This window comes from Psychrobacter sp. TS_SC_6, from assembly GCF_056156305.1.
The window spans coordinates 413,055-435,957 of record NZ_CM149590.1 but is presented as its reverse complement, the minus strand read 5'-3'; the positions used below and the strand labels follow the sequence as shown (position 1 = coordinate 435,957).

Annotated in this window: 18 protein-coding genes; 9 read left to right on the top strand and 9 right to left on the bottom strand. The window is 44.6% G+C overall.

Going from position 1 to position 22,903, the window contains the following annotated elements; translation table 11 throughout:
* Positions 1 to 109 precede the first annotated feature (109 nt).
* Positions 110 to 577 carry an Lrp/AsnC family transcriptional regulator gene (locus AC0J5Y_RS01870; RefSeq protein ID WP_475131281.1) on the top strand — a complete coding sequence of 156 codons (468 nt, stop codon included), beginning with the start codon at positions 110 to 112 and terminating at the stop codon, positions 575 to 577.
* Positions 578 to 758: 181 nt separating this feature from the next.
* A complete protein-coding gene (locus AC0J5Y_RS01865) occupies positions 759 to 3,206 on the top strand; it encodes a YgiQ family radical SAM protein (protein ID WP_475131280.1) in 2,448 nt (815 codons plus the stop codon).
* 51 nt (positions 3,207 to 3,257) lie between these two features.
* Here the strand turns inward: AC0J5Y_RS01865 and AC0J5Y_RS01860 are convergent, their stop codons facing one another.
* Positions 3,258 to 3,416 (bottom strand): hypothetical protein, encoded by a 159-nt coding sequence (locus AC0J5Y_RS01860; RefSeq protein WP_475131279.1) that lies wholly within the window; start codon positions 3,414 to 3,416, stop codon positions 3,258 to 3,260.
* Positions 3,417 to 3,600: 184 nt separating this feature from the next.
* On the opposite strand from AC0J5Y_RS01860, the gene AC0J5Y_RS01855 reads away from it, so the two are divergent.
* From AC0J5Y_RS01855 to AC0J5Y_RS01835, 5 genes are all read left to right on the top strand, one after another.
* A complete protein-coding gene (locus tag AC0J5Y_RS01855; RefSeq protein ID WP_475131278.1) occupies positions 3,601 to 4,020 on the top strand; it encodes a hypothetical protein in 420 nt (139 codons plus the stop codon).
* 273 nt (positions 4,021 to 4,293) lie between these two features.
* A complete protein-coding gene (locus AC0J5Y_RS01850) occupies positions 4,294 to 4,824 on the top strand; it encodes a hypothetical protein (RefSeq protein WP_475131277.1) in 531 nt (176 codons plus the stop codon).
* Positions 4,825 to 4,908: 84 nt separating this feature from the next.
* Positions 4,909 to 5,463, top strand: coding sequence for an REP-associated tyrosine transposase (locus tag AC0J5Y_RS01845; protein WP_475131276.1), 555 nt, complete (start codon positions 4,909 to 4,911; stop codon positions 5,461 to 5,463).
* A 771-nt stretch (positions 5,464 to 6,234) separates the two neighbouring features.
* Complete coding sequence (locus AC0J5Y_RS01840) at positions 6,235 to 6,546, top strand: IS630 transposase-related protein (RefSeq protein WP_475130346.1); 312 nt, start codon at positions 6,235 to 6,237, stop codon at positions 6,544 to 6,546.
* Entirely contained in the window at positions 6,518 to 7,090 is a 573-nt protein-coding gene (locus tag AC0J5Y_RS01835) for a transposase (RefSeq protein ID WP_475130347.1), read from the top strand. Before AC0J5Y_RS01840 ends, AC0J5Y_RS01835 begins: the two co-directional genes overlap by 29 nt.
* Here the strand turns inward: AC0J5Y_RS01835 and AC0J5Y_RS01830 are convergent.
* From AC0J5Y_RS01830 to AC0J5Y_RS01815, 4 genes are all read right to left on the bottom strand, one after another.
* A complete protein-coding gene (locus AC0J5Y_RS01830) occupies positions 7,038 to 7,580 on the bottom strand; it encodes a hypothetical protein (RefSeq protein ID WP_475131275.1) in 543 nt (180 codons plus the stop codon). The genes AC0J5Y_RS01835 and AC0J5Y_RS01830 overlap by 53 nt on opposite strands.
* Before the next feature lie 134 nt (positions 7,581 to 7,714).
* Positions 7,715 to 9,841 (bottom strand): NAD-dependent DNA ligase LigA, encoded by a 2,127-nt coding sequence (gene ligA / locus AC0J5Y_RS01825; RefSeq protein ID WP_475131274.1) that lies wholly within the window; start codon positions 9,839 to 9,841, stop codon positions 7,715 to 7,717.
* Positions 9,842 to 10,020: 179 nt separating this feature from the next.
* On the bottom strand, positions 10,021 to 11,046 hold the full coding sequence (locus AC0J5Y_RS01820) for a cell division protein ZipA (protein WP_475131273.1): 1,026 nt from the start codon (positions 11,044 to 11,046) through the stop codon (positions 10,021 to 10,023).
* Between the two features lie 204 nt (positions 11,047 to 11,250).
* Positions 11,251 to 15,183 (bottom strand): AAA family ATPase, encoded by a 3,933-nt coding sequence (locus AC0J5Y_RS01815; RefSeq protein WP_475131272.1) that lies wholly within the window; start codon positions 15,181 to 15,183, stop codon positions 11,251 to 11,253.
* Between the two features lie 322 nt (positions 15,184 to 15,505).
* On the opposite strand from AC0J5Y_RS01815, the gene AC0J5Y_RS01810 reads away from it, so the two are divergent.
* Both AC0J5Y_RS01810 and AC0J5Y_RS01805 read left to right on the top strand, forming a co-directional pair.
* Positions 15,506 to 16,468 (top strand): biotin--[acetyl-CoA-carboxylase] ligase, encoded by a 963-nt coding sequence (locus AC0J5Y_RS01810; RefSeq protein WP_475131271.1) that lies wholly within the window; start codon positions 15,506 to 15,508, stop codon positions 16,466 to 16,468.
* A gap of 37 nt (positions 16,469 to 16,505) precedes the next feature.
* Positions 16,506 to 17,240, top strand: coding sequence for a pantothenate kinase (locus AC0J5Y_RS01805; protein ID WP_475131270.1), 735 nt, complete (start codon positions 16,506 to 16,508; stop codon positions 17,238 to 17,240).
* A gap of 232 nt (positions 17,241 to 17,472) precedes the next feature.
* Here the strand turns inward: AC0J5Y_RS01805 and AC0J5Y_RS01800 are convergent, their stop codons facing one another.
* The 4 genes from AC0J5Y_RS01800 to AC0J5Y_RS01785 all read right to left on the bottom strand — a co-directional run bounded on the left by AC0J5Y_RS01800 (position 17,473) and on the right by AC0J5Y_RS01785 (position 22,856).
* Positions 17,473 to 18,660 carry an isovaleryl-CoA dehydrogenase gene (locus AC0J5Y_RS01800; RefSeq protein WP_475131268.1) on the bottom strand — a complete coding sequence of 396 codons (1,188 nt, stop codon included), beginning with the start codon at positions 18,658 to 18,660 and terminating at the stop codon, positions 17,473 to 17,475.
* A 197-nt stretch (positions 18,661 to 18,857) separates the two neighbouring features.
* Positions 18,858 to 19,772, bottom strand: a complete 915-nt coding sequence (locus tag AC0J5Y_RS01795) for a hydroxymethylglutaryl-CoA lyase (RefSeq protein WP_475131267.1) — start codon at positions 19,770 to 19,772, stop codon at positions 18,858 to 18,860.
* Positions 19,773 to 19,786: 14 nt separating this feature from the next.
* The gene (locus AC0J5Y_RS01790; protein ID WP_475131266.1) at positions 19,787 to 21,907 is read right to left on the bottom strand and encodes an acetyl/propionyl/methylcrotonyl-CoA carboxylase subunit alpha; all 2,121 of its coding nucleotides are present in this window, start codon (positions 21,905 to 21,907) and stop codon (positions 19,787 to 19,789) included.
* 142 nt (positions 21,908 to 22,049) lie between these two features.
* A complete protein-coding gene (locus AC0J5Y_RS01785; protein WP_475131265.1) occupies positions 22,050 to 22,856 on the bottom strand; it encodes an enoyl-CoA hydratase/isomerase family protein in 807 nt (268 codons plus the stop codon).
* Positions 22,857 to 22,903: the final 47 nt, after the last annotated feature.

The window sequence follows — 22,903 nt, the reverse complement described above, 5'->3', positions numbered from 1 at the left end:
TGCTTATATTACTAATAATTTATTACTTTATGATTTATAGTGATAATACTTCCATAGTAAGTGATTGTAATCATCCTCTATTAATGTCTTCAAATTAAAGCGAAAACCTATGAATCAGCCATTAGATAAGACCGATAAGTCCATTTTGAATTTGATGCAAGATGATGCGTCATTGCCTTTAAAAACCCTTGCAGAACATGTCAACGTGTCTATCGCTACGGCTCAACGTCGTGTGCAAGCGCTGATAGACCATGGGGTGATCACTAAGCAAGTCGCTATAGTAGACCCTCATAAGGTTGGTTATAGCTTGACGGCGGTGGTGATGGTAGAGATGGAGCGCTCCAATAACTCTATGCAGCATCGATTTGAGCGTTTGATGAATGCACAGTCGCAAGTGATGAGCTGCTACGAAGTCTCTGGCGATGCTGACTTTATGCTTATGGTGAGTGCTAAAAATATGAAGGATTATCATCAGTTCACTCGCAATTTGCTTACTTACGAAAATAATGTACGTAATTTTAAGAGTCAGTTTGTGATGAACTTTACCAAGTGTGGTACGAAGATTTATTTAGATTGATATCTGCTTTTTGCCTAATCACTATCCATAGATTACTCTGCGCTATCAATAACTTATCGCTAATACGTTTATTACATCATGAACGTTATTCATGTTAAAATGAGCGCCTTTAAATTAGCCATCAACTACCGTTATCTATAATGGCTATTATATATGCATTTTTTCTGATTAAGGTTATCCCATGTCTGCCGATACCATCGCCCGTACTGCCTTTAAACAAGGCACCAAACCTCTTTACGACTACGACAAACATTGGGCAAGCTGCTACGAGCCTGCGCCTTATTTGCCGATGAGCCGCAAAGAGATGGACGATCTGGGCTGGGATGCCTGTGACGTCATCATTATCTCGGGCGATGCTTATGTCGATCATCCAAGCTTTGGTATGGCCATCATCGGTCGCCTGCTAGAGTCGCAAGGCTTTCGCGTGGGTATCATCGCCCAGCCAGATTGGAAGAGCAAAGACGCCTTTATGGAACTGGGTAAACCTGTCTATGCCTATGGCGTGACCGCGGGCAACATGGATAGCATGATTAACCGTTATACGGCTGATCGTAAAATCCGTAGTGATGACGCCTACTCTCCTGGTAATGTCGCGGACAAACGTCCTGACCGTGCTGCTATCGTCTATAGTCAGCGCTGCCGTGAAGCCTATCCTGATGTGCCGATTATCTTAGGCGGTATCGAAGGCAGCCTGCGCCGTATTGCGCATTATGACTATTGGTCAGATAAAGTACGCCGTAGTATTTTGCTTGATGCCCGTGCCGATGTTTTATTGTATGGCAATGCTGAGCGCGCCATCGTCGATGTGGTACATGGTCTATCAAAAGGCTATAGCTTTGAGCAAATGAGCAATTTGCGCGGTACAGCGTACTTGCTCACGCCGACGCGCCGTCATTGGCAAGCGGGCATGACCGAAGTTGCCAGTAATGATGTCGATACCGTTGGTCGCGTTGATCCGATTATCAACCCGTATGTGATGACCGAAGATCTTGACCAATGCTCAATCGAACAAGATAAGCCTAGCGCCTCTCCTGTCGGACAATCAATGTCAGGAATGTCAGGGCAATATCCAGGATTCGTCTCTGAACCAGTAACCAATAAAATCTTGAATCCTGACCAAGTCGATGAAGAAACGCAAGTCGTACAAATGCGCGGCTTTACTAAACCGATGACAGCACGTAAGCATAAAATAAAAATGCCACCGCGTGAGAAAACCGTCATTCGCTTGCCTGATTATGAGCACGTCAAATCTGACCCTGTTCTTTATGCTCATGCTAGCCGTATCTTGCATCTTGAGACCAATCCGGGCAATGCACGCGCATTGGTGCAGCGTCATAGCAGTGGCGCCGGTAACTCACATACCTCTATCGATGTGTGGCTCAATCCGCCACCGATTCCTTTATCGACGGAAGAGATGGATTACGTGTTTGACTTGCCATACGCACGTTTGCCGCATCCAAGTTATGGCGATGCACGTATCCCTGCTTATGACATGATTAAATTTTCGGTCAACATTATGCGTGGCTGTTTTGGTGGTTGTACTTTTTGCTCTATCACCGAGCACGAAGGCCGTATTATCCAAAACCGCTCGGAAGAATCTATCCTACGTGAAGTTGAAGCGATTCGTGATACCGCGCCGAACTTTACCGGCGTTATCTCTGACCTTGGTGGTCCAACTGCCAATATGTACCGCCTCAGCTGTAAAGATGAGACAATTGAGAAGAACTGTCGTAAGCCTTCTTGCGTCTATCCTGATGTCTGCGAAAACCTGATTACCGATCATAGTAACTTGACCAAGCTGTATCGCAAAGCACGTGATATCAAAGGCGTGAAAAAAATCCTGATTGCTTCAGGCTTGCGTTATGACTTGGCAGTAAAAGACCCTGAATATGTCAAAGAATTGGTCAGTCATCATGTCGGCGGCTATCTAAAGATTGCGCCTGAGCACTCTGAAGAAGGCGTGCTATCGAAAATGATGAAGCCTGGCATGGGCAGCTATGATAAATTCAAAGCCATGTTTGAGCAGTACAGCTTCGAGGCGGGTAAAGAGCAGTATCTGATTCCTTACTTTATCGCCGCCCATCCGGGTACCAAAGATGAAGATATGATGAATCTTGCGCTATGGTTAAAAGGCAATGGCTACCGCGCTGACCAAGTACAGGCGTTTTACCCAAGCCCAATGGCGACCGCGACCACCATGTATCATACCCATAAAGACCCACTGCATAAAATCAGCCGTGACGAAGGTGATATGGATATCGTCAAATCAGGTAAGCAGCGCAAATTGCACAAAGCCTTCTTACGCTACCATGATCCAAAGAACTGGGTAATGCTGCGTAAAGCTCTGCAAGATATGGGGCGTGGTGATTTGATTGGTAAAAATCGCGGCTGCTTAATCCCGCCATTTAATGCCAGCTTAGAAGGTCGTGATGCGGCGCAAGACAGCTATCAGTCGGCGCGTAAGAAAAACAGCCGTCTAGGTAATGACTCGGTGAAACGCAGCAATAAAACAGCTGATAGCTGGTCAAATAAAGGGACTGCGGGCAAAAATACTGGTGGCAAAAAGCCAGTGAGTAAAGGCAACTTCCAAACTCAACATACCGGTCTACCACCCCGTAAAACCAAGTAATCAAATCATTATTAATCTGCTGTCATACAGTAGATCAACAGTATCTATTGGCTAATGCCTAAGTAGATAAGCGCCTATCAGCCACACGTTGATAGGCGTTTTTTTATTTGATGTTAAGGCTGCTTGCTGCTTGCTGCTTGCTGCTTGCTGCTTGCTGCTTGCTGCTTGCTGCTTGCTGCTTGCTGCTTGCTGCTTGCTGAAAGTAAGCAAATCAGAAATTCATTAAGCATCCTTAAATCAATCGTTACAGTAAACAGTGTTTAAGTAACCAAGTGAACACGTAACAAACAATTTCTAACATTCTCCCGCTATGGTTTTGGCTACCATATGCATCATATGCTTAATGCATTATTAAGAACCTATACATAAAAACGAATTTACTTTGGAGAGATCTATGAACACATTAGCCAAAATTGCGACTGCTCTACCTGCCCTTGCCCTACTAAGCGCCTGTGCGACCACCGCGCCTACCACGCCAAATGCTTCAGAAACGCCTGTCAAAGACAGTATGCCTGATGCAGCTTATGACCGTATGGCAGCAGCCCCTTACACCTGTACTGACAACAGCACAATCATGGCAAAGCAGTCTATTAATAAAAAACAAGCCATGGTGAATGCGACTTTGCCAAAAGTAAAATGGGCAGAGCAAAAGATCGTCTTAAATGGCGGTGTGCAAGGTGATGTCGCAAGCTATGTCAACGACTCAAACCCAGAAGCGACCTATGCATGGCACATGAAAGGCGACAAAGGCATCTTCGCTATCAAGTGGGCAAATGGTAAAGAGTACCAAGTAAACTGCCAAGTAGGTAGATAGTTATTTCGGTTTAATCATTCATCTATAATGATAGATGTATCATTATTAAACTGAGCATTAGCACAAACAGTCATCGAAAGAGGGCTGTTTTTTTGTGCCTCCTCTATTAAACGGTTTATAGAAAACTCGTCTTCTTATCTACCTTACTAGAATAAGAAATTGATAGAGTGAAAAACATCCTTTTTTGCATTTCGCTAGAGAAGCACACAGAAAGCTGTCAAAATAGCCCCTCTATCAGAACATCTCATGACTTATCATAAATAGGATACCTCGATGCCAAAGCGTCTTATAACTATGCTCATTATTACGACTGCCAGTATGTGGGCGCTTTCAGGTTGCGATAATAATGCGGATACTACGGCTAAAAAAACGGATGCACCAGTATCGACAACGGGCTCAGCAGTAGCAAATACTATAGATTGGTCAGTTATGGATAGTGGCGAAAAGCCAGCCGATCTCGCTAATTATCAATATCCATTTGCGCTCGATAGCCAAAATGTCCGCGATTATGCAGAGTATTTCAAGGTAGATAACGCCACCGCTCAGCACAATCTGACCGTAAGTATGGCGAGTAATGAGGCGCTATCTAAAGCCTTGGATCAGCTCAGTGAAAGCTATGTCTCGCATGAGCTGACTGATGATAAAGATATGAAGATGATCATTCATACCACCCCTGATATCGCTGCTGGAAGCTATGATTATGTATTGGCTGGTGAATTTGCAAAAGGATTGGTATTACCGATTGAGATCAAACCTGATGGTAAGAAAGGTGATGTGAAGGCGCATGGAGAGGTGGCGGAGTAGACTGTGGCTTGATGATCTTATTGGCACAAGCACATCGTAGGGTGCGCCTAGCGCACCGGATATACGTTTGGTATAGAAGATAAAATGTCACAATATATTCGCTCATATACGAAGGGTGCTACCTATTTTTTTACTTTGGTTGCATATAACCGAAGAAAAATACTATGTGAAAGCGATTTCTTACAAGCTTTTAAGGACAGTATCAGACAAGTTCAACAACAATATCCTTTTGAAATTATTGCATGGGTGCAACTACCCGACCATTTACACTGTATTTGGAAAATGCCTATCAATGACGCTAATTTCAGTATGCGTTGGTCTCAAATAAAACGTCTAACCACTCAAGCTTGTCCACAGTACCATTTATCGATAGATGAGTTGAGCTACTCAAAGGTAAAAAGAAATGAAAGGGGCATCTGGCAGCGTCGATTTTTTGAGCATCAAATAAAAGACGAAGCAGATTTTATTAGATACATGGATTATCTACATTACAATCCTGTCAAACATAGATTGGTCGAAAAAATTTCAGATTGGCCATATTCAAGCTTTCATCGTTATGTGAAGCAAGGTCTTTATGCGGAAGATTGGGGTAATGATTCAATTGGTTTTTCAGAGAGTTTTTCAGATAAATTAGAGTAATTTGTTTTTATTGGTGCGCTGGGCGCACCCTACACTGACTTTACTGAACGAAATTCACGAAACTTGCCTATAACTCATTATTAATCTTATTTATCCAAAAAGTATTATTGTTAAGATTATAGAAAGACTCGATCTGAATAGTAATATTATTAATCGTAATATCTAGGAGTTTCTCTAGTTCTTCAAATGATAAACCTCCACTTAAAATATATATAGCCTCTTCACGAGTATAATTATCCGGCATTCTTTTAAGCTGTTTGTTGTCAAGTAAGTAATGAACGAATAGGTTTCGAAGGGAGCTCTGTGTCAAAAGCCACTTAATATTTTTATTACTAAATACAGTTTTAAAAAACATTATTTCATTGTCAGTGGGTGCTCCCTTCATCACTAAGCTTTGAATTTTAGTTAAGCTTTGACACGCATGATAAATATTTATAAATTTTAATCTTATCAAAGTATGGCTATTTTTTGAAAGAAACTGGGACGTTATCATTTTGGTATAGTTTAATCGAACCAATATCAGTATTAATGCTGGCGCAAACCTCTTATTGCTCTCTTGAAAATTACTACGTTTAAATAGACTCTTGCTTTTAATATCCAATATTTGGTAATCATTTTTATTAAAAATATAGTCACTATTAATACTAACTTCATCTATTTTAAAGTTTTCAATAATAGTCTGAAGATAAATACCAATAACCTCTCCTAGACTATAGTCAGCTGACTCCAAAAATGTTATAAAGTAAATCAACTAAACGATTATCACTATAAATGACCATGACTTACTCCCTAGATTATCGCAAACAAGTCCTGAAAAGCTTAGATGAGGGCATGACCTTTGCTGAAGCTGCTGTTTTCTATGATATCAGTCCCACGACTATCCAGAAGTGGAAGAAGCGTCTTCACAGTAAAACCACTCGAGATATTAAGCCCTACAAAATAGAGGATGAAGCCTTAGCTCAAGATGTTAAGGATTACCCTGACGATTACCATTATGAGAGAGCTCAGCGTTTTAAATGTAGTCCAACGGGTATTAGTAAAGCCTTAAAGCGTATTGGTATTAGCAAAAAAAAAGACACTTGAGCATCCCAAAGCTTGTCCAGTAAAGAGAGCTCACTACCTAAAAAAACTTAACCACTTCATCTCTCAAGGCTTTGCTATTGTCTACATATACGCGCGTGGCTTTGAGAGTGAAACAATGCGCCCTTGTGGCTATGCACCCATTGGTAGCCCTTGTATTGACAGTTATAACTGGCAAGCTAAAGATCGAACCAATGTCATTGGTGCCCTATATGACAAAATGCTCTTTGCACTCGATTACTTAAAAACAAACATTAATAAAGGGATTTTCTATAACTGGTGCAAGTTCATACTAATACCAAAGCTTAAAAGAAAATGCGTGATTGTGATGGATAACGCTGCCTTTCATAAAAATAGGCGTATTCAAAAACTACTCAACAGACATGGCCATCGTATTCTATGGCTACCACCCTACAGCCCTGATCTAAATCCTATCGAGAAGAAGTGGGCTCAAGTGAAGTTCCTACGACAAGGCTGGATGGAAAATGACTTATCTAAGTTGTTTTATGATATTCATCCAAATCATAACTCTTTTGTAGTACAGTGACTATATAAAAATACTCTGATTCGATTTTTGCATCCGGCCCCATATCGAATACGGTCGAATGAGTCGTAGTAATAAAATGTCCTTTATATTTAGTTATACCCATATCAGGTTGAATAAATTGCTTTAATTTAGACAATAAGCCTGTGTGATGTATTTGAAAAAATTTTAACTGTTTAATATCAATCAAACTTAAGTCATCCAACCCTGAATTAATATCTTTTGTATATTCAAGAATTTTTGCACGATGTCTTGATTTTCTTAGCGCTTCTATTGAGATGGTGTCGAACAGTAGTTTTACTTCAGGAGCTATTTTAACCAAGCAATCATAGCTTTCAATAATGAACATTAATACTTCAGACATAAAGCCATTGATAAGTAATCCACATTCTTTCAGTTCAGAAATCTCTAAAAGCATATTTCTAAAATAAATAGCATCTGTAAAACAGGCTTTTAGTGCTTGTAACTCATTAACGGTGAACTCATCCTTCACATCACTTTACCTCTTCATAGTTAACGGTTTAAAACTGGCTACAATGAGCAGAAATCCCTGCGCTAAACTCAGACTAAATCACTATAATGAGCATCGTAGGGTGCGCCTAGCGCACCGAATGTACTATTCAAAATCTATGAATTTTTCAACATCGCCAAAAACTCTTCTTCACCCACCACTTTGACGCCCAGCTTTTCCGCTTTAGCCATCTTCGAGCCAGCTTTATCACCTGCCAGTAGCGCCGTGGTTTTTGCTGAGATGCTGCCCGAGACTTTGGCACCGAGAGCTTGTAGTTTAGCTTTCGCTTCATCACGCGCCATGCTATCAAGTGCGCCCGTGATGACCCACGTTTGCCCATCGAGCGGTAATCCCTCTGATGCGACTTGTTCGACATTATCCCAATGGATACCAGCCTCTCGTAATGCGGTGATAACTTCGATATTGTGCGGTGCGCGGAAGAATTTATAGGCAAGCTCAGCAGTAATAGTGCCCACATCTGGCGTAAGAAGCAGTTTTTCGATATCCGCTGTCATTAGGCTATCAAGGTCGCCAAATTGCTGCGCCAGATTCTGCGCCGTCGTCTCACCGATACCGCGAATACCAAGCGCATAGATAAAGCGCGCGAGTGTCGTCTGCTTACTGGCTTCAATGGCACTGAGGATATTTTGTACGGATTTTTCGCCCAGTTTCTCAAGCGCAATCAGCTCATCCGTATGCTTGTGCAATTGATAGATATCAGCGACTGTCTTCACCAAGCCATGCTCAAAAAAGCTAATCAGCCAACTCGCGCCAAGCCCATCGATATCCATCGCGCGGCGCGAGACAAAGTGAATAAGCGCCTCGACCTGCTGCGCGGGACAAAATAGCCCGCCGGTACAACGCGCCAACGCTTCATCTTTGGGTAATACCACAGGCGAGTCGCATACTGGGCAGGTCGATGGCAAAGTGACAGGTTCAGAGTTTTCTGGACGCTGATCTGTCCAAACGCGTGTGACTTTGGGAATGACGTCGCCTGCACGGTGGACGCTGACCATATCGCCTGCGCGCACGTCAAGGCGCTGAATCTCACCAAAGTTATGCAAGGTGACATTACTGACGGTGACGCCACCGACTTTGACAGGTTCTAATTTGCCAACAGGCGTAATCGCGCCAGTGCGTCCGACTTGCCAGTCAATGCTATGCAAACGCGTCATGACGGTTTCAGCAGGGAATTTATAAGCCGTTGCCCAGCGCGGCTCACGCGACAAAAAGCCTAACTGCTGCTGTAATACAAGGCTGTTGACCTTCATCACCATGCCATCAATCTCATAGGACAATTGGTTGCGCTCTTCAATCGCCTTCTCGTAATAAATCTGTGTCTCTCGTGGAGTATCAACCACCCTTAATGCGCTGACCGTAAAACCAAGGGTTTTTAGCCACGCGAGCGCTGCGGATTGGGTCTCAATAGTCTCAGGCAAACCTTGATTGACCGAATAACCATAGAACGCCAACGGTCGACTGGCGGCGATGGCGGGATCAAGTTGTCTTAAACTTCCAGCGGCAGCATTACGCGGGTTAGCAAAGACTTTTTGGTTCTTTTCACGGGCGATACGGTTTAAGCGCTCAAAACCTCTCTTTGTTATCAAGACTTCCCCACGCACTTCTAATAGCGCAATATCAGCCGCTTCGGGTAGCCACTTCGGTAGGTTGTGAATGGTTTTGACATTTTTAGTAATGTCTTCACCCGTTTGCCCATCACCACGCGTGACCGCTTGCACAAACTTGCCGTGTTCATATTTCAATGATACCGCCAGACCATCCAGCTTTTGCTCCATTACATACTCAGGGTTTTGCTGCGAGACGCTGAGACGGTCGTTAATGCGGCGCATAAAATCGCGCAAATCATCGTACTCAAAGACATTGCCCAGCGACAGCATCGGAATGTCATGCGTCACTTGGGTAAAGGCCGATAGCGGCATGTCGCCGACTTGGTTGATCGGACTGTCGGGCTGTACCAAATCTGGATATGCCTCTTCCAACTCAATCAATTCCTGACGCATTTGGTCATATTCGCTGTCTTCCACAACTGGTCTGTCCATCACATAATATTGATGATTTAGTATTTTCAGAGCGTTGATGAATGAACGCATTTGCGCGACAATCTCTGTACTATTATTAGTACTATCATCGGTCGAACTGGATATATTAGAGGTCGCAAGTGCTTGGATTTCTACTTGAGCAGATAGGTTTTTAGAATTATTTGGTGAGGTAGAGTCAGTCATAATCGGCGTCTTTTTTTGCAATTCAAGATGTCGATATGATAACAAGTTTACAAGATACTCGGATAAACTTTTACCAAAAATCAGGACAATTGAAAAAGCAAAAAGGCAAATAACCTCATCGCTATTTGCCTTTTTCAGTACTGATATTATTTATCGATTTTAATCAACTTTGGTAGCGATCAACCTGCATAATCGCGCACTTGGTTGCGTAATTGTTGCTTGTATTCAGGCGTGATTGGGTCGTTCTCTTCATCTAGCATCACAGCGTCCAAATCGCTTGCCATCATGTAAGCGATGCTCATCATACTGTCAAAACTGCGCAGCGCTTGAGGATGCGGCAACGATAAGAAGACCACCACGCCGTTATAGTTATTGGTCGCCACGCTATGCGGATCAAAAGGCGCGATACCACTATCGGTAATCCCCATCATACTAAACCAGAGCATGCCGGTACCGTCTTTTTGCTCATAGCGATGGAACATATTCATCGCGCCATAACGCAGACCATATTTATCGATCAATGCCAATAAATCACGACCGCGAATCAACGCTGCCGGACGGTCACGGTATTGGTGCGGCAAAATGGTGATATTGATATTGTCTTTGGCATTGATAAGTGGTGCATTTTGCGTATCATCGACCGGCTCTGATAAATGCTGATCAAGTATTGGGCTATTATCATTGAAACTTGGCTCTTCTGCCGTATCAATGGATGGCATCAGGCTGTCAGTTGCCGATACCAAGCTTGAAAACGCATCAGGCTCTTGTTCGATATTCATTTGCTCAGCAACAGAGGTAAATTCGCTATTATCGTTATGCTGCTCTGCCTGCCAGCGCGCATAATCTTCATCATTTACTTGGCTATAGCTATCGTTTACATCGCTGCTGACATTATCGTATCCAGACATCAACTGTGCATCGTCGTCTTGCTGACGCGCTTCACTCAAAGGTGCATCTTCAACGACTGCATTCAGATAACTGCGGTCAGGCGTGATACTGGTTTTACCAGCGATCGTGTCGTCTAAATCTGGCTGGTCGACGATATTGCGCTCATGACGCGGTATGATAGGAATACCGTTTTTGTCATAATTGATCGCGGCAGCTTCTGCATTTTTGCGCCGCTTAAAGCTACGCATGACCATAATTAGCCCGGCAAGCACAATCAATGCAGCAATGGCGATCAATATAAACTGAATAGCGGTCATGAGAAATAATCCTAATCTACGACAAAAGAGAATACATAAGGGGGAATAAATGGCAATAGTCTAGCATGGCTAATTAACGTCGTCACCATATAGTCATCGTTTACCGCGAGGCTGACACACTTGCGTGACCTTCTACCCTGACCCCTAACTATACCACTGACAATCGCTGCCAGTTATCACTATTTTTGCGACTCAGTCATGCTTTTAATCAGCAAGGTAACCTGCCGCCTCATCGAGCGAGACGCTGACCAAGGTAGAGACCCCTGCGCTTGGCATGGTAACACCTTTTAATTCATCAGCAATTTGCATGGTTAATTTATTATGGCTAATAAAGATAAACTGCAAATCGTCTGCTAATTCATGAATGAGACTGGTAAAACGAGCGACATTAGCATCATCAAGCGGCGCATCTACCTCATCAAGCACGCAAAATGGTGCAGGATGCTGCTTAAATATCGCAAAGATTAAGCTCAGCGCGGTCAGGGTTTTTTCACCGCCTGATAACACGGCTAATCGACTATTACGCTTACCTTTTGGCTGTGCCATCAAAGTCAGCCCTGCCCGCCATTGTTCTGATTTTGGCGCATTAGCAGGCATATCGTCAGTATTTAGGGTTAAGCTTGCTTGCCCGCCGCCAAAGACTTTGGCAAATAAGTTGGCAAGCTCGCTATTGACCGCATCAAGCGTCTGCATAAATAGTGTTTTAGTCGTTTCATCAATCGAGGCAATCGCTTCTGTCAATGTTTGCATACTAGCCGCAATATCTGCGGTCTGCTGCGCCAGTGGCTCTAAGCGTTCATTCACCTCCGCCAATTCTGCCACCGCGGCGAGATTAACTGCGCCAATTTTGCTTAATTGCTGCTCAAGCTTATTACGCTCAGATTCTAATTCTGCGATTTTGTCTGGACGTACACGGCGATCATGAGCGATAAAATCTGCCAATAAGTTTGAGACGCTCATCGTTTGTGGCTGCTGAGATATATCCGACTGCGCTTTATATTTATGACTTGCATTAGAGTACGCATCTAGCGCTTCTTGTGTATGGCTGCTAGCATCCTCTAACCTCGCCGCGCTTAGTGCCAGTTCAGTGGCAAGGCGAGCAAGCTCACTTTGTTGAGTTTGCAATTTATGTTGCAGCGTATCTAGCTCGACCTGCTGCTGATTATACTCTTGCTTAAGCGCCGTTAATGCTGTCTCACGCCCTGTTAATAGTAACTGCTGCTCATCACGCGCCGTTTGCACTGTTTGCAGGGCTGCTTGCAGTGCTGGCAGCTTACTTTGATGCTGTTTATAATTTGTCTGTAAAATCTTCTCGCTTTGTAGCGATTTATCAAATTGCGCGCTTGCCCGTGCAAGGCTGCTAGCACTATGTTCTACACGTATCTCGCTCTGCTGGATACGAAGCTGCAATGCTTGCCAATCATCATCGTCTGCCTGACGGGTGCGACTTAACTCACTACGCTCAGCTTGTAATTGCTGCGTTGTTGCTCGAGCATCGATGATTTGTGGCGTTAGCGCCGCTATTTCGCTTTGGATGTTCTGTAGCTCATTATTAAGCGTTTGTTGTTCTTGCTTAAGCTCTTGCTGCTCTTGCTCAAGGGCTATTTTATCAGTGCTTAAGCGTTGGCTGTCCGCTTGTAGGCGCTCAGCATTAGCGCGTTGAGTGGTGAGCTGCTGCTGATATTTATGCTGGTCACGGGTCAATTGCTCAGCTTGCGCACGGGTTTCTTCTAAGCTGACCGTTAGTGCAGCATAGTTACGCTGGTTATTAGCAATAGCCGCTTGCTTATCTTTTATTTTGACCTCAAATCCATCAAGCATATCTTCTAATACTTGCAAACGGTTACGCTGCTGCAAACGCTGGGTTAGGAATTGACTATTGCTATCAGTTTGACCATTTTGCGCGCCAGCAAACTTACTTAGATTAATCGTCCCCTGACGACTAATGAGCCAACCATCAGACGTTAGCAAAATGGCTGATAGCGGCAATGCCTTTAAAATATCAGCAAGCACTTCTAACATTTGCTTATTATTTGTCTCAGGTTGCGCAGTATATAAATAACAGTGCTGCCAAAGCGCTAAGTTCGGTGCGCTAATCAGCTCTGATAGAGGTATTACTTCATCACTTAGAGTATCTGCCAATTTACTGGTAAATGGCTTTGTAGCTAACTCATTTTGCGTAGCAGATAGCCATAAGCTGTGACCCGTATCTACTGACGATTTATCTTCATTAGTGATAAGCTGGTTCTGTGCCATTTGATAAGTAAATAGATTATCCAAATCGTATTCAAGCGCTTGCCATAAGCTTTTCGCTTCTTGAAAACCTCTGGTGTGTTGCTGATTAGATACCTTATCAGGCAGCACATGACTATCCAACCATAATGCCAATACGCTATCGAGTAGTTGCGCATGTTGTTTGCCTTTCTCGCTTAGCTCAATCTGCTCGCGCAAGGTAGTAATGGTCAATTGGTTATAGTCACTGACTATTTTGCTTCCTAAATCACTTTTAACATCAGCAGTTTTTGCATGAACAAGCGGTTGCGATTTTGGAATAGGTTTAGGATGCAGTATCTGGTGTAGGGTATCGTACTCACTTGCCAATACGGCATGACGTTTTTCATATTCATTCAACTCGCGCTGCTGCATGTTTAAACGCTGTTGTAAATCATGCGCTTGCGGTTGTAGCTCTGACAGACGTTCATCAACGCTATCTTGTTGACGCTCAGTCTGTTGTAGCTGTTTATTTAGCTCAGTCACTTGCGTGTCTAATGTGTGCTGTAAATTGTTTGCATCAGCCGATTCTTGCTCGTCAGCACTATTATTTAGAGATACAGACTGTTTTAATTGCTGCCAGAGATTTTGCCAATTTTGTTGGCGGCGCTGCCACTTATCCTGGTTTTGCTGCTGCCGTTTTTGTGCTTGGCTATTGATCGCTTGCTGCTGTTCAAGCGAGCGCGCAGTATCTTGCAGCCTTAATAGCTGATTTTGCGCGTCATGGTAGGCGCGCTGCAATGGTTGCTCGTTGCGTTTATGCGCTTCACGTTTATTCGTTAATTCAATAAGCTTCGGACGCAATAATTCTAGCGCCTTCTGCTGCCCATCTTCATCAGATTTTAAGCGCTCAATCTCCTCGACTAATTGCTCACGCTGTTGTTCCAAGCTGGCTAGTTGCTGGTCAATGGTGGTCAGCTGTGACTTGACATCACTGAGCTGGTGCTCTACTTGTTGCAGCTCAAGCTGCTGTTGATAATGGCTGCTTTGGGCATCGTCTTTGAGCCATTGCTCCTGATTGATATGGGCAGCAAGCTTATCTTGTTTGGCTTTTAGAGTGTCATAGCTTGCTTGTAATGTGGCAACCTCAGTGGCACTACGCTCATGAGCGATTTTCTGCTGCTGTTGATTGTGTTTGGCTTGATATAATTGTTGAATGGCAAGTTGTTGTTTAATATCAACAAGTGTTAACGCCAGCTCTTCGTAACGCTCAGCACTGGCTGCTTGTTTAGACAAGCGTTTTTGTTGGCTGACCAGCTCGCTTTGCATATCATACAGACGTGCCAAATTATCTTGTGTTTTCTCAAGCTTTTTTTGCGTCTCTTCACGGCGCGCTTGATAGCGCGAAACACCCGCCGCCTCTTCGATAAACTCACGTAGCTGCATGGGGCTAGACTCGACAATCCGCCCAATCATACCTTGTTCAATAACCGCATAACTGCGCGCGCCAAGACCCGTACCCAAGAATACATCGACCACATCACGACGACGGCAGCGCGTGCCATTGATAAAATAATCCGAACGCCCATCCTTATTTATCTGACGGCGAACAGACAACTCTTGATATAAATTAAACTCATGGCGAATGCCCGTCTGCTCGTCTTGGGTATGCTCAAAAGTCAGCTCAACACTGGCGACACTCTTAGCGGCTTTATCTTGCGTACCAGCAAAGATAACATCACTCATCGCCCCGCCGCGTAATTGCTTGGCTGAGGTTTCTCCCAGTACCCAGCGAATGGCATCGATGACGTTGGATTTGCCGCAGCCGTTTGGCCCGACAATGGCGGTGATGCCATGACGGAAGGTAAAAGTCGTGGGATTGGCAAAGGATTTAAAGCCTGCCAGCTTGAGAGATTTTAGGCGCATGAAGAATCGATAAACTTAGCAAAAACAGGCGGCTATTCTACCTGAAATTGTGCGGCTTGTGGTTGTGATATGAGCCTGTTAAATCACCCTAACCCCACTCAATAATAACTGCTCACCCACGCGCAGTCTTGCAATCAAAAACCATACATATCACATTATAAAATCTACCTTTTATCGTGTGCTTAATTGCATTTGCCAAATCGCACACTGACCTTTATCCTATCTACTCTGTATTGACTACTTGTGACCCTTGCTCAGTATATCAAAGATTACCCCTGCCACATTTATCACATTTGCTCTATTAACCACAGCGAAAAAACCTATGCTGCCACTCGACTCTTTATCTGCCTGCGCCTCTAAGTCATACCTACTTACTCATTTGCCAGAGCTTAACCATCGGCATTTATCTAGCAGTGTCTCGACCAACAGCGAGCTTATTGCAGCAGTACAGGATGGCACGCTCAATGCCCGCGAGATGCATCTACTGACTGCCAAAACCCAAAGTGCAGGTCGTGGACAACATGGGCGTTCATGGCAATCACCACGTGGTAATGTTTATCTGTCGTTATATTATCCAGTGCACATGCCCATTAGCGGTTTATTGTCTTTAATCATTGGTGTTGAGCTGGCAAAAATGCCTATTATTCAAACATTAAATGAACAACTAGATGCGCAAGGATTGCCGCCTATAGGGGTAAAATGGGCGAATGATTTGGGATTTTATCAATCTCTCTCTGAAGCAGATGAAGCCGTATCGGGTACGAAAATTATTCAATTTAGCAAGCTTGCGGGCATATTGATTGAGCCGGTTACCCAAGCGGGAAAATTGGTCGGCGTGGTGATGGGGGTGGGACTAAACGTACAGGCAACGCCCACCCTTACCGCCCAAACCTGTGAAGGTATGAGCTATCAAGCCATTAGCTTGCAAGATATCGAGCAGCTGTTAGCGCCAGATAAATCCGCAAGTGCTGTGCCAACTCTACGAGCGCTTTATCAACAAATGAGCAAAGCACTCATGGCGGCGATGACACGTTTTGAGCACTTAGGGTTAGAAAAGCCGACCGGTCAAACCTATAATTTAGACAGTTTTTTGCAGCAGTTTGACGCGATGGATGCCCTAGCGGGTCGGCGCTTACGCATTAGCCAAGAACACAACGGTCAGTCAGAGATACTGACGGGCTATGCTTGCGGTATTGATACACATGGATGTTTGCAATTGCGTCAAGATAACGGTAATATTTCTGCGCTTTTTACCGGACGCATCGACGTTATTGATAACGCTTAAAGCATTTACTGAATGCGCTCTATCTAAAGGGAATTTTATGCTTTGGCTTGATCTCGGCAACACCCGCCTTAAATACTGGCTGACCGATGATATCGGACAGATAGTCTCACATGATGCCAAGCAACATTTGCAAGCACCTGCCGAATTACTCATGGGTTTGACTGACCGCTTTGAGCGTTATGCCCCTGACTTTATCGGTGTCTCATCAGTGCTCGGTGATGGTCTCAATGTCAAAGTCTCAGAGACGCTCAGCCGCCTGAATATCCCCTTTGAATTTGTCCATGTCGATGCCAATCATCCGCTGATGAAAAGCGCTTATAATGACGAGCAGCTCGGCTGTGATCGCTGGCTACAGATGCTCGGCGCAGTGGATAGAACCAAACGTCAATGTGTGATTGGCTGCGGTACAGCAGTGACGATTGATTTGATTGACCATGCGACGCATTTGGGCGGTTACATTTTCCCTAGTATTTATCTGCAGCGCGAGTCGCTATTTTTAGGCACTAAGCAAATCACCATCTCTAACGGCACCTTTGATAGTGTCAGTCAGGGTATCACCACGCAAGATGCGGTACATCGCGGCATATTACTGTCTATCGTTGGTGCTATTAATGAGATTAGCACACGTCATCCTAATTTTGAAGTCATCATGACTGGCGGTGATGCAGCTATTATCGCCCAACACGTCAACCGCCCCGTGCGCCTGCGCGATGATTTATTATTAAATGGTCTGGCACGCTATTTTGATCATAGCAAACAGACATATAGTTAAAATATCTCAAAAACGCTACAGTGCTGCTGGTATAAATTTTTTGCAGCCTCTGTCTGCGTAGGCACAGCAAGCAAGAAAAATTAATATCAGCAGTACTTGATGTATCGATATTACTTTTCCCTGACTATAGTAATTTTCACGGCTTCATCAGTTAGAAACAAAAAAGGCAGGACGTTTAAAACGTCCTGCCTTTTTTATTTTAGTAACTACTGGATAAACTTTACAGTATTTTTTACTTAGTCTCATTAAACAACTCACGACCGACTAGCATACGGCGAATCTCACTGGTACCTGCGCCAATCTCATACAGCTTGGCATCACGCCAATAACGACCTAGTGGATACTCGTTGGTATAGCCATTACCACCAAAGATTTGAATACCCTCGCCTGCCATCCAAGTGGCTTTTTCAGCACACCATAAAATCACACTGGCACAATCTTTACGCACTTCACGGCTATGACCAGCACCGCGTTGATCCAGCATATCGAGGTTTTTGCCAACGGTGTATAAGAAGCTGCGCCCTGCTTGCAGGATGGTATACATATCCGCGACTTTACCTTGGATAAGCTGAAACTCACCAATCGCTTGCCCAAACTGCTTACGGTCATGGATATAAGGAACAACATTATCCATGACCGCTTGCATGATACCGATAGGACCTGCGGCTAATACTGCACGCTCGTAATCCAGTCCACTCATCAACACCTTAACGCCTTCGTTTAAGCCGCCTAAGATATTCTCTTTAGGTACTTCAACATTATTAAAAATCATCTCACCGGTGTGGCTACCACGCATACCAAGTTTGTCGAGCTTTTGCGCCGTCCCAAAGCCTTCCATGCCTTTTTCGACGATAAAGGCGGTCATACCTTTGGCACCTAGCTCTGGATTGGTTTTGGCATAAACCACCATCACATCAGCATCAGGACCATTGGTAATCCACATTTTGCTACCATTTAGCACATAATGACCGTCTTTTTCTTCGGCTCTTAGCTTCATGCTGACCACATCTGAGCCTGCACCGGTTTCACTCATGGCTAGAGCACCGATGAACTCACCACTGATAAGTTTTGGCAGATATTTTTGTTTTTGTTCCTCTGAACCATTACGTTTGAGCTGATTGATACACAAGTTAGAATGTGCACCATAACTAAGTGCCACAGAGGCAGAAGCACGGCTAATCTCTTCCATCGCGACCATATGGGCGACATAGCCCATGTCAGAGCCGCCATATTCTTCAGGTACGGTGATACCATGTAGACCAATATCGCCCATCTTTTGCCACAAATCCATTGGGAACTCGTCGCTACTGTCAATCTCGCTTGCACGTGGGGCAATTTCATTAGCCGCAAACTGTTGTACCATGTCACGTAAGGCGTCGATATCTTCGCCAAGCTGAAAATTCAATCCAGGTAAACTCATAACCATTCCTTGTATTTTGATGTTTAATTTTTTACTAGCGCTGTGTCAATTTAAAAATAGATGTATGGCTGGGACAAATTTTCCTCGCTTGCTGTGCGACTTCGTCACTCCAGAGGCTTCAAAAAATTTGTCCCAGCCATACATCTCTGTATTCCCTTAGTTTATGACTCACTATATTTTCGTGTAGTTAGTTAAGACTAACGTTTATGAATCAGTGCTCGTGCTACGTTTGAGCCATTAGGACGACCTAAAAATTCACTGATACGCTCACCTGCCATCACCAATTTATCCAAATCAATACCAGTACTGATACCCATGCCATGCAGCATATAGACGACATCTTCAGTAGCGACATTGCCCGTTGCGCCTTTGGCATAAGGACAACCACCAAGTCCAGCGACTGAAGTATCAAATTCACTCACACCCATTTGTAGTGCTGCTAAGGTATTACTTAACGCTTGACCATAAGTATCGTGAAAATGTCCCGATAGCATACTGATATCAGCGTACTCTAACGCTGCTTGTAACGCACGCTGTACCTTAAGCGGCGTACCCACGCCAATGGTATCTGCAATACCAATTTGCTCAGCACCAATCTCAATTAATCGCTTGGTAACATACGCTACTTGGCTTGGATCAATTTCGCCTTCATAAGGGCAACCGACGGTACAAGAAATAACGCCGCGTACTTTGATACCTTTTGCTTTGGCAGCAGCGGCAACGGGCGCAAAACGTTCGATACTTTCATCAATACTGCAGTTGATATTCTTTTGGCTAAAGGTTTCGCTTGCTGAACCAAAAATAACGATTTCATCAGGACGATGCACGATAGCATTTTCAAAACCGCGCATATTAGGCACGAGTACCGAGTAACAAATGTCCGCTTGCCGCGCTGGCGCTAACGCTTCGAGTAGCGCGCTATTATCACCCATTTGCGGCACCCATTTAGGCGATACAAAGCTAGTAGCCTCAAGTTTTTTAATCCCTGCGGCAATCAAGTCATCGATAAGCCTTTGCTTAACCGCAGTCGGCACTGTCATGGCTTCATTTTGCAAGCCATCACGTGGACTGACATCGACGATGGTAACGTGTTTTGGGTACGAGATGCTCATACTGATTGTCCTTTTTACTGATTATCTGCACTGTCGATACGCAGCAGCTCATCACCATCAGCAACCAAGTCACCCGCGCCAAATAACAACTCTGCCACCACGCCATCAGTCGGTGCGGTAATAGTATGTTCAATTTTCATGGCTTCGATGATGGCAAGCGGCTCGCCTTTTTTGACGCTGTCACCCACCGCCACTTTAAAGGCCACTACCTGACCGGGCATGGGTGATTTTAAGCTACCAACCGCTGCCGTATCCTCGCCCACATGCGCCATGATATCAATGAGTGTGATCTCATCACGTCCGCTATTGGTGAACACATAGACCGTTTCATTGTGTGTCCAACTTTGGGCACTGATGCGCGCGCCATCTAGCCATAGCGTATGATTGTGCGCATCACCGCTGTCATAGCTGACCTGCCCTTCATAAACTGTTTCGGTTTGAGCCGCGACATTTACATTATCTTGACTGTTGTCATTAATAATTTCTTGTTCGATAACAAGCTCAAACTTACTGATATTATCACTACCTTTTTTGCCATTGTTACCACTGGCATTGTGCCAATTGCTGATACGTGCACGGTAAGAGCGTTCATCATAAACCAAGCTAAATGATCTGGTATAGTCGCTATAAGCACGGAATCCTGTCGCTTTACCAAAAGGATCTGCATTTAAATGCTCTGCTGCCGCTTCACTGGCAAGCTGCTGGACAATAGCGGTCACGCCCAGCGTCGATAAGCTAAGCGGATGCTGATTGAACAGCACTTCACTTTCGCGCTCAATCAATGCGGTATCCAGATTGGCTTGGCTAAACGACTCAGTATTAAGAATATAACGCAAAAATGCCACGTTATTTGGTAGACCGACGATACGCGTTTGAGCGAGTGCACGGTCAAGTTTGGCTAACGCTTGCTCGCGAGTAGGCGCATGGACGATAAGCTTGGCAATCATAGAATCATAGAACGGGCTAATCACATCGCCTTCACGTACCCCGTCATCAATACGCACACCTGTACCATCTTTATTGATGATAAAGGTGCTATGCTCAGGCTTTTGATACGTGAATAAAGTACCCGTGGCTGGTAAAAATCCATTGTCAGGATTTTCAGCACAAATACGCGCTTCAATCGCATGACCGTTTATCGCTAGCTCGTCCTGTTTTTTCGGTAGTGGCAAACCTGCCGCGACCAATAACTGCCATTCAACCAAATCTACACCAGTGATGGCTTCGCTGACTGGATGCTCCACTTGCAAGCGCGTATTCATTTCCATGAAATAAAAATTCATGGCACCTTCGCGCTGCTCAACGATGAACTCGACCGTCCCTGCACCGACATAATCAACCGCGCGTGCGGCTTCAATCGCCGCTGTGCCCATCGCTTCACGCATGGCGGTGTCTACACCGGGCGCGGGCGCTTCTTCCAATACTTTTTGATGGCGGCGCTGCACGGAGCAATCACGCTCAAACAGATGCACATAATTGCCATGCGTATCACCAAACACTTGGATTTCGATATGGCGCGGTTTTAAAGCGTATTTTTCGACCAATACTTGATCATTACCAAAACTGGTAATCGCTTCACGGCGGCATGAGTCTAACAAGTCCATAAAATCGCTACTTTGCTCAACGATACGCATGCCTTTACCGCCGCCGCCCGCGCTCGCTTTGATTAAGACTGGATAACCAATAGCATCTGCTTGCTGCTGCAAAAACGCCGCATCCTGATTGTCGCCATGATAACCCGGTATCAATGGCACGCCAGCAGCTTCCATCAAACGCTTGGATTCAGACTTGCCGCCCATGGCACGAATAGCGTCAGCTGAGGGACCGATAAAGACCAAACCAGCATCCTGACACGCTTGCGCAAAGTCCGCGTTTTCACTTAAAAACCCGTAGCCCGGATGGATCGCCTGTGCGCCAGTCGCTTGAGCGATGGCAATGATAGCATCGCCTTTTAGATAGCTGTCTTTGGGCGCTGAACCACCCAAATATATGGCTTCATCACAGACTGCCACATGCTTGGCCTCGCGGTCAGCATCAGAATAAACCGCGACGGTACTTACACCTAAACGCTTGGCAGTCGCGGCAACTCGGCAAGCGATTTCACCACGGTTGGCGATCAAAATTTTAGAAAACATAACTATCCCTGTATCTTGTCGTTTTATCGTTGATAAATAATCAAACGGTAAGCTGATATTCACGTATGACTGTCTACGCTAAACTGGTTTTATTACTAATTGGCAATTTAGCAAATATATTTTTTATCTATATTCTTTATTGCTACTCTGCTACTAGCCAATTGGGCTGACGCTTTTGCAAAAAAGCTTGTATGCCCTCGCGACCTTGCTCTGATGAGCGTATATCAGCGATGCCTTTGACGGTATCTGCAATCAGCTCATCGGTAATGGCTGCACCCGCAACTTCATGCAATAAACGCTTGCAGGTTTTGACGGCCTCAGGGCTATTTTTAACGACTTTTGCGCAAAATTCCGCAATCGCATCATCAAGCGACTCTTCACTGACGCGCTCATGGATAAAACCAAGCTGACGGGCTTTTTTGCTATCAAACACCTCAGCACTGAGAAAATAACGCTGTGAGGCTCTGGCACCTAAGGCTTTAATCACATAAGGGCTGATAGTCGCTGGTGCTAAGCCCAAACGTACTTCACTAAGACAGAAATTGGCAATTCTCACCGCGATTGCTACATCACAAACCGCAACCAAACCCATGCCGCCTGCATAGACGTCACCTTGTACCGCCGCTATCGTTGGTTTTGGACACTCATAAATAGTCTTGAGCATTTGTGCCAGTTTATCCGCATCCGCTAGGTTCTCCTCATAGCTATAATCCGCCATGGCGCGCATCCAATTCAAATCTGCACCCGCGCAGAACGCTTTACCGGCAGCCGCTAAAACGATAACGCGTACTTGCTCATTATCTCCAAGTGTCTTGAAGGCATGGGTCAACTCAGCAATCATTTCATCATTGAAAGCATTACGTATCTCAGGGCGATTCAAGGTGACTGTTGCAACGTGCTGTTCAACGTTAACCAATAGACTTTTATAATGATTCAAATTTTGTTGCATAACCTTCTCTATATTTTATGTATTTACGAGCGCCAAATGACTGGCGA

What these genes read in the sequence shown, in the direction of transcription:
- AC0J5Y_RS01810 (WP_475131271.1), top strand. Translation starts at nt 15,506, where the DNA reads ATGCTGCCACTCGACTCTTTATCTGCCTGCGCCTCTAAGTCATACCTA.
- AC0J5Y_RS01840 (WP_475130346.1), top strand. Translation starts at nt 6,235, where the DNA reads ATGACCATGACTTACTCCCTAGATTATCGCAAACAAGTCCTGAAAAGC.
- AC0J5Y_RS01870 (WP_475131281.1), top strand. Translation starts at nt 110, where the DNA reads ATGAATCAGCCATTAGATAAGACCGATAAGTCCATTTTGAATTTGATG.
- AC0J5Y_RS01820 (WP_475131273.1), bottom strand. Translation starts at nt 11,046, where the DNA reads ATGACCGCTATTCAGTTTATATTGATCGCCATTGCTGCATTGATTGTG.
- AC0J5Y_RS01805 (WP_475131270.1), top strand. Translation starts at nt 16,506, where the DNA reads ATGCTTTGGCTTGATCTCGGCAACACCCGCCTTAAATACTGGCTGACC.
- AC0J5Y_RS01785 (WP_475131265.1), bottom strand. Translation starts at nt 22,856, where the DNA reads ATGCAACAAAATTTGAATCATTATAAAAGTCTATTGGTTAACGTTGAA.
- AC0J5Y_RS01795 (WP_475131267.1), bottom strand. Translation starts at nt 19,772, where the DNA reads ATGAGCATCTCGTACCCAAAACACGTTACCATCGTCGATGTCAGTCCA.
- AC0J5Y_RS01815 (WP_475131272.1), bottom strand. Translation starts at nt 15,183, where the DNA reads ATGCGCCTAAAATCTCTCAAGCTGGCAGGCTTTAAATCCTTTGCCAAT.
- AC0J5Y_RS01865 (WP_475131280.1), top strand. Translation starts at nt 759, where the DNA reads ATGTCTGCCGATACCATCGCCCGTACTGCCTTTAAACAAGGCACCAAA.
- AC0J5Y_RS01800 (WP_475131268.1), bottom strand. Translation starts at nt 18,660, where the DNA reads ATGAGTTTACCTGGATTGAATTTTCAGCTTGGCGAAGATATCGACGCC.
- ligA (WP_475131274.1), bottom strand. Translation starts at nt 9,841, where the DNA reads ATGACTGACTCTACCTCACCAAATAATTCTAAAAACCTATCTGCTCAA.
- AC0J5Y_RS01790 (WP_475131266.1), bottom strand. Translation starts at nt 21,907, where the DNA reads ATGTTTTCTAAAATTTTGATCGCCAACCGTGGTGAAATCGCTTGCCGA.
- AC0J5Y_RS01845 (WP_475131276.1), top strand. Translation starts at nt 4,909, where the DNA reads ATGTCACAATATATTCGCTCATATACGAAGGGTGCTACCTATTTTTTT.
- AC0J5Y_RS01850 (WP_475131277.1), top strand. Translation starts at nt 4,294, where the DNA reads ATGCCAAAGCGTCTTATAACTATGCTCATTATTACGACTGCCAGTATG.
- AC0J5Y_RS01855 (WP_475131278.1), top strand. Translation starts at nt 3,601, where the DNA reads ATGAACACATTAGCCAAAATTGCGACTGCTCTACCTGCCCTTGCCCTA.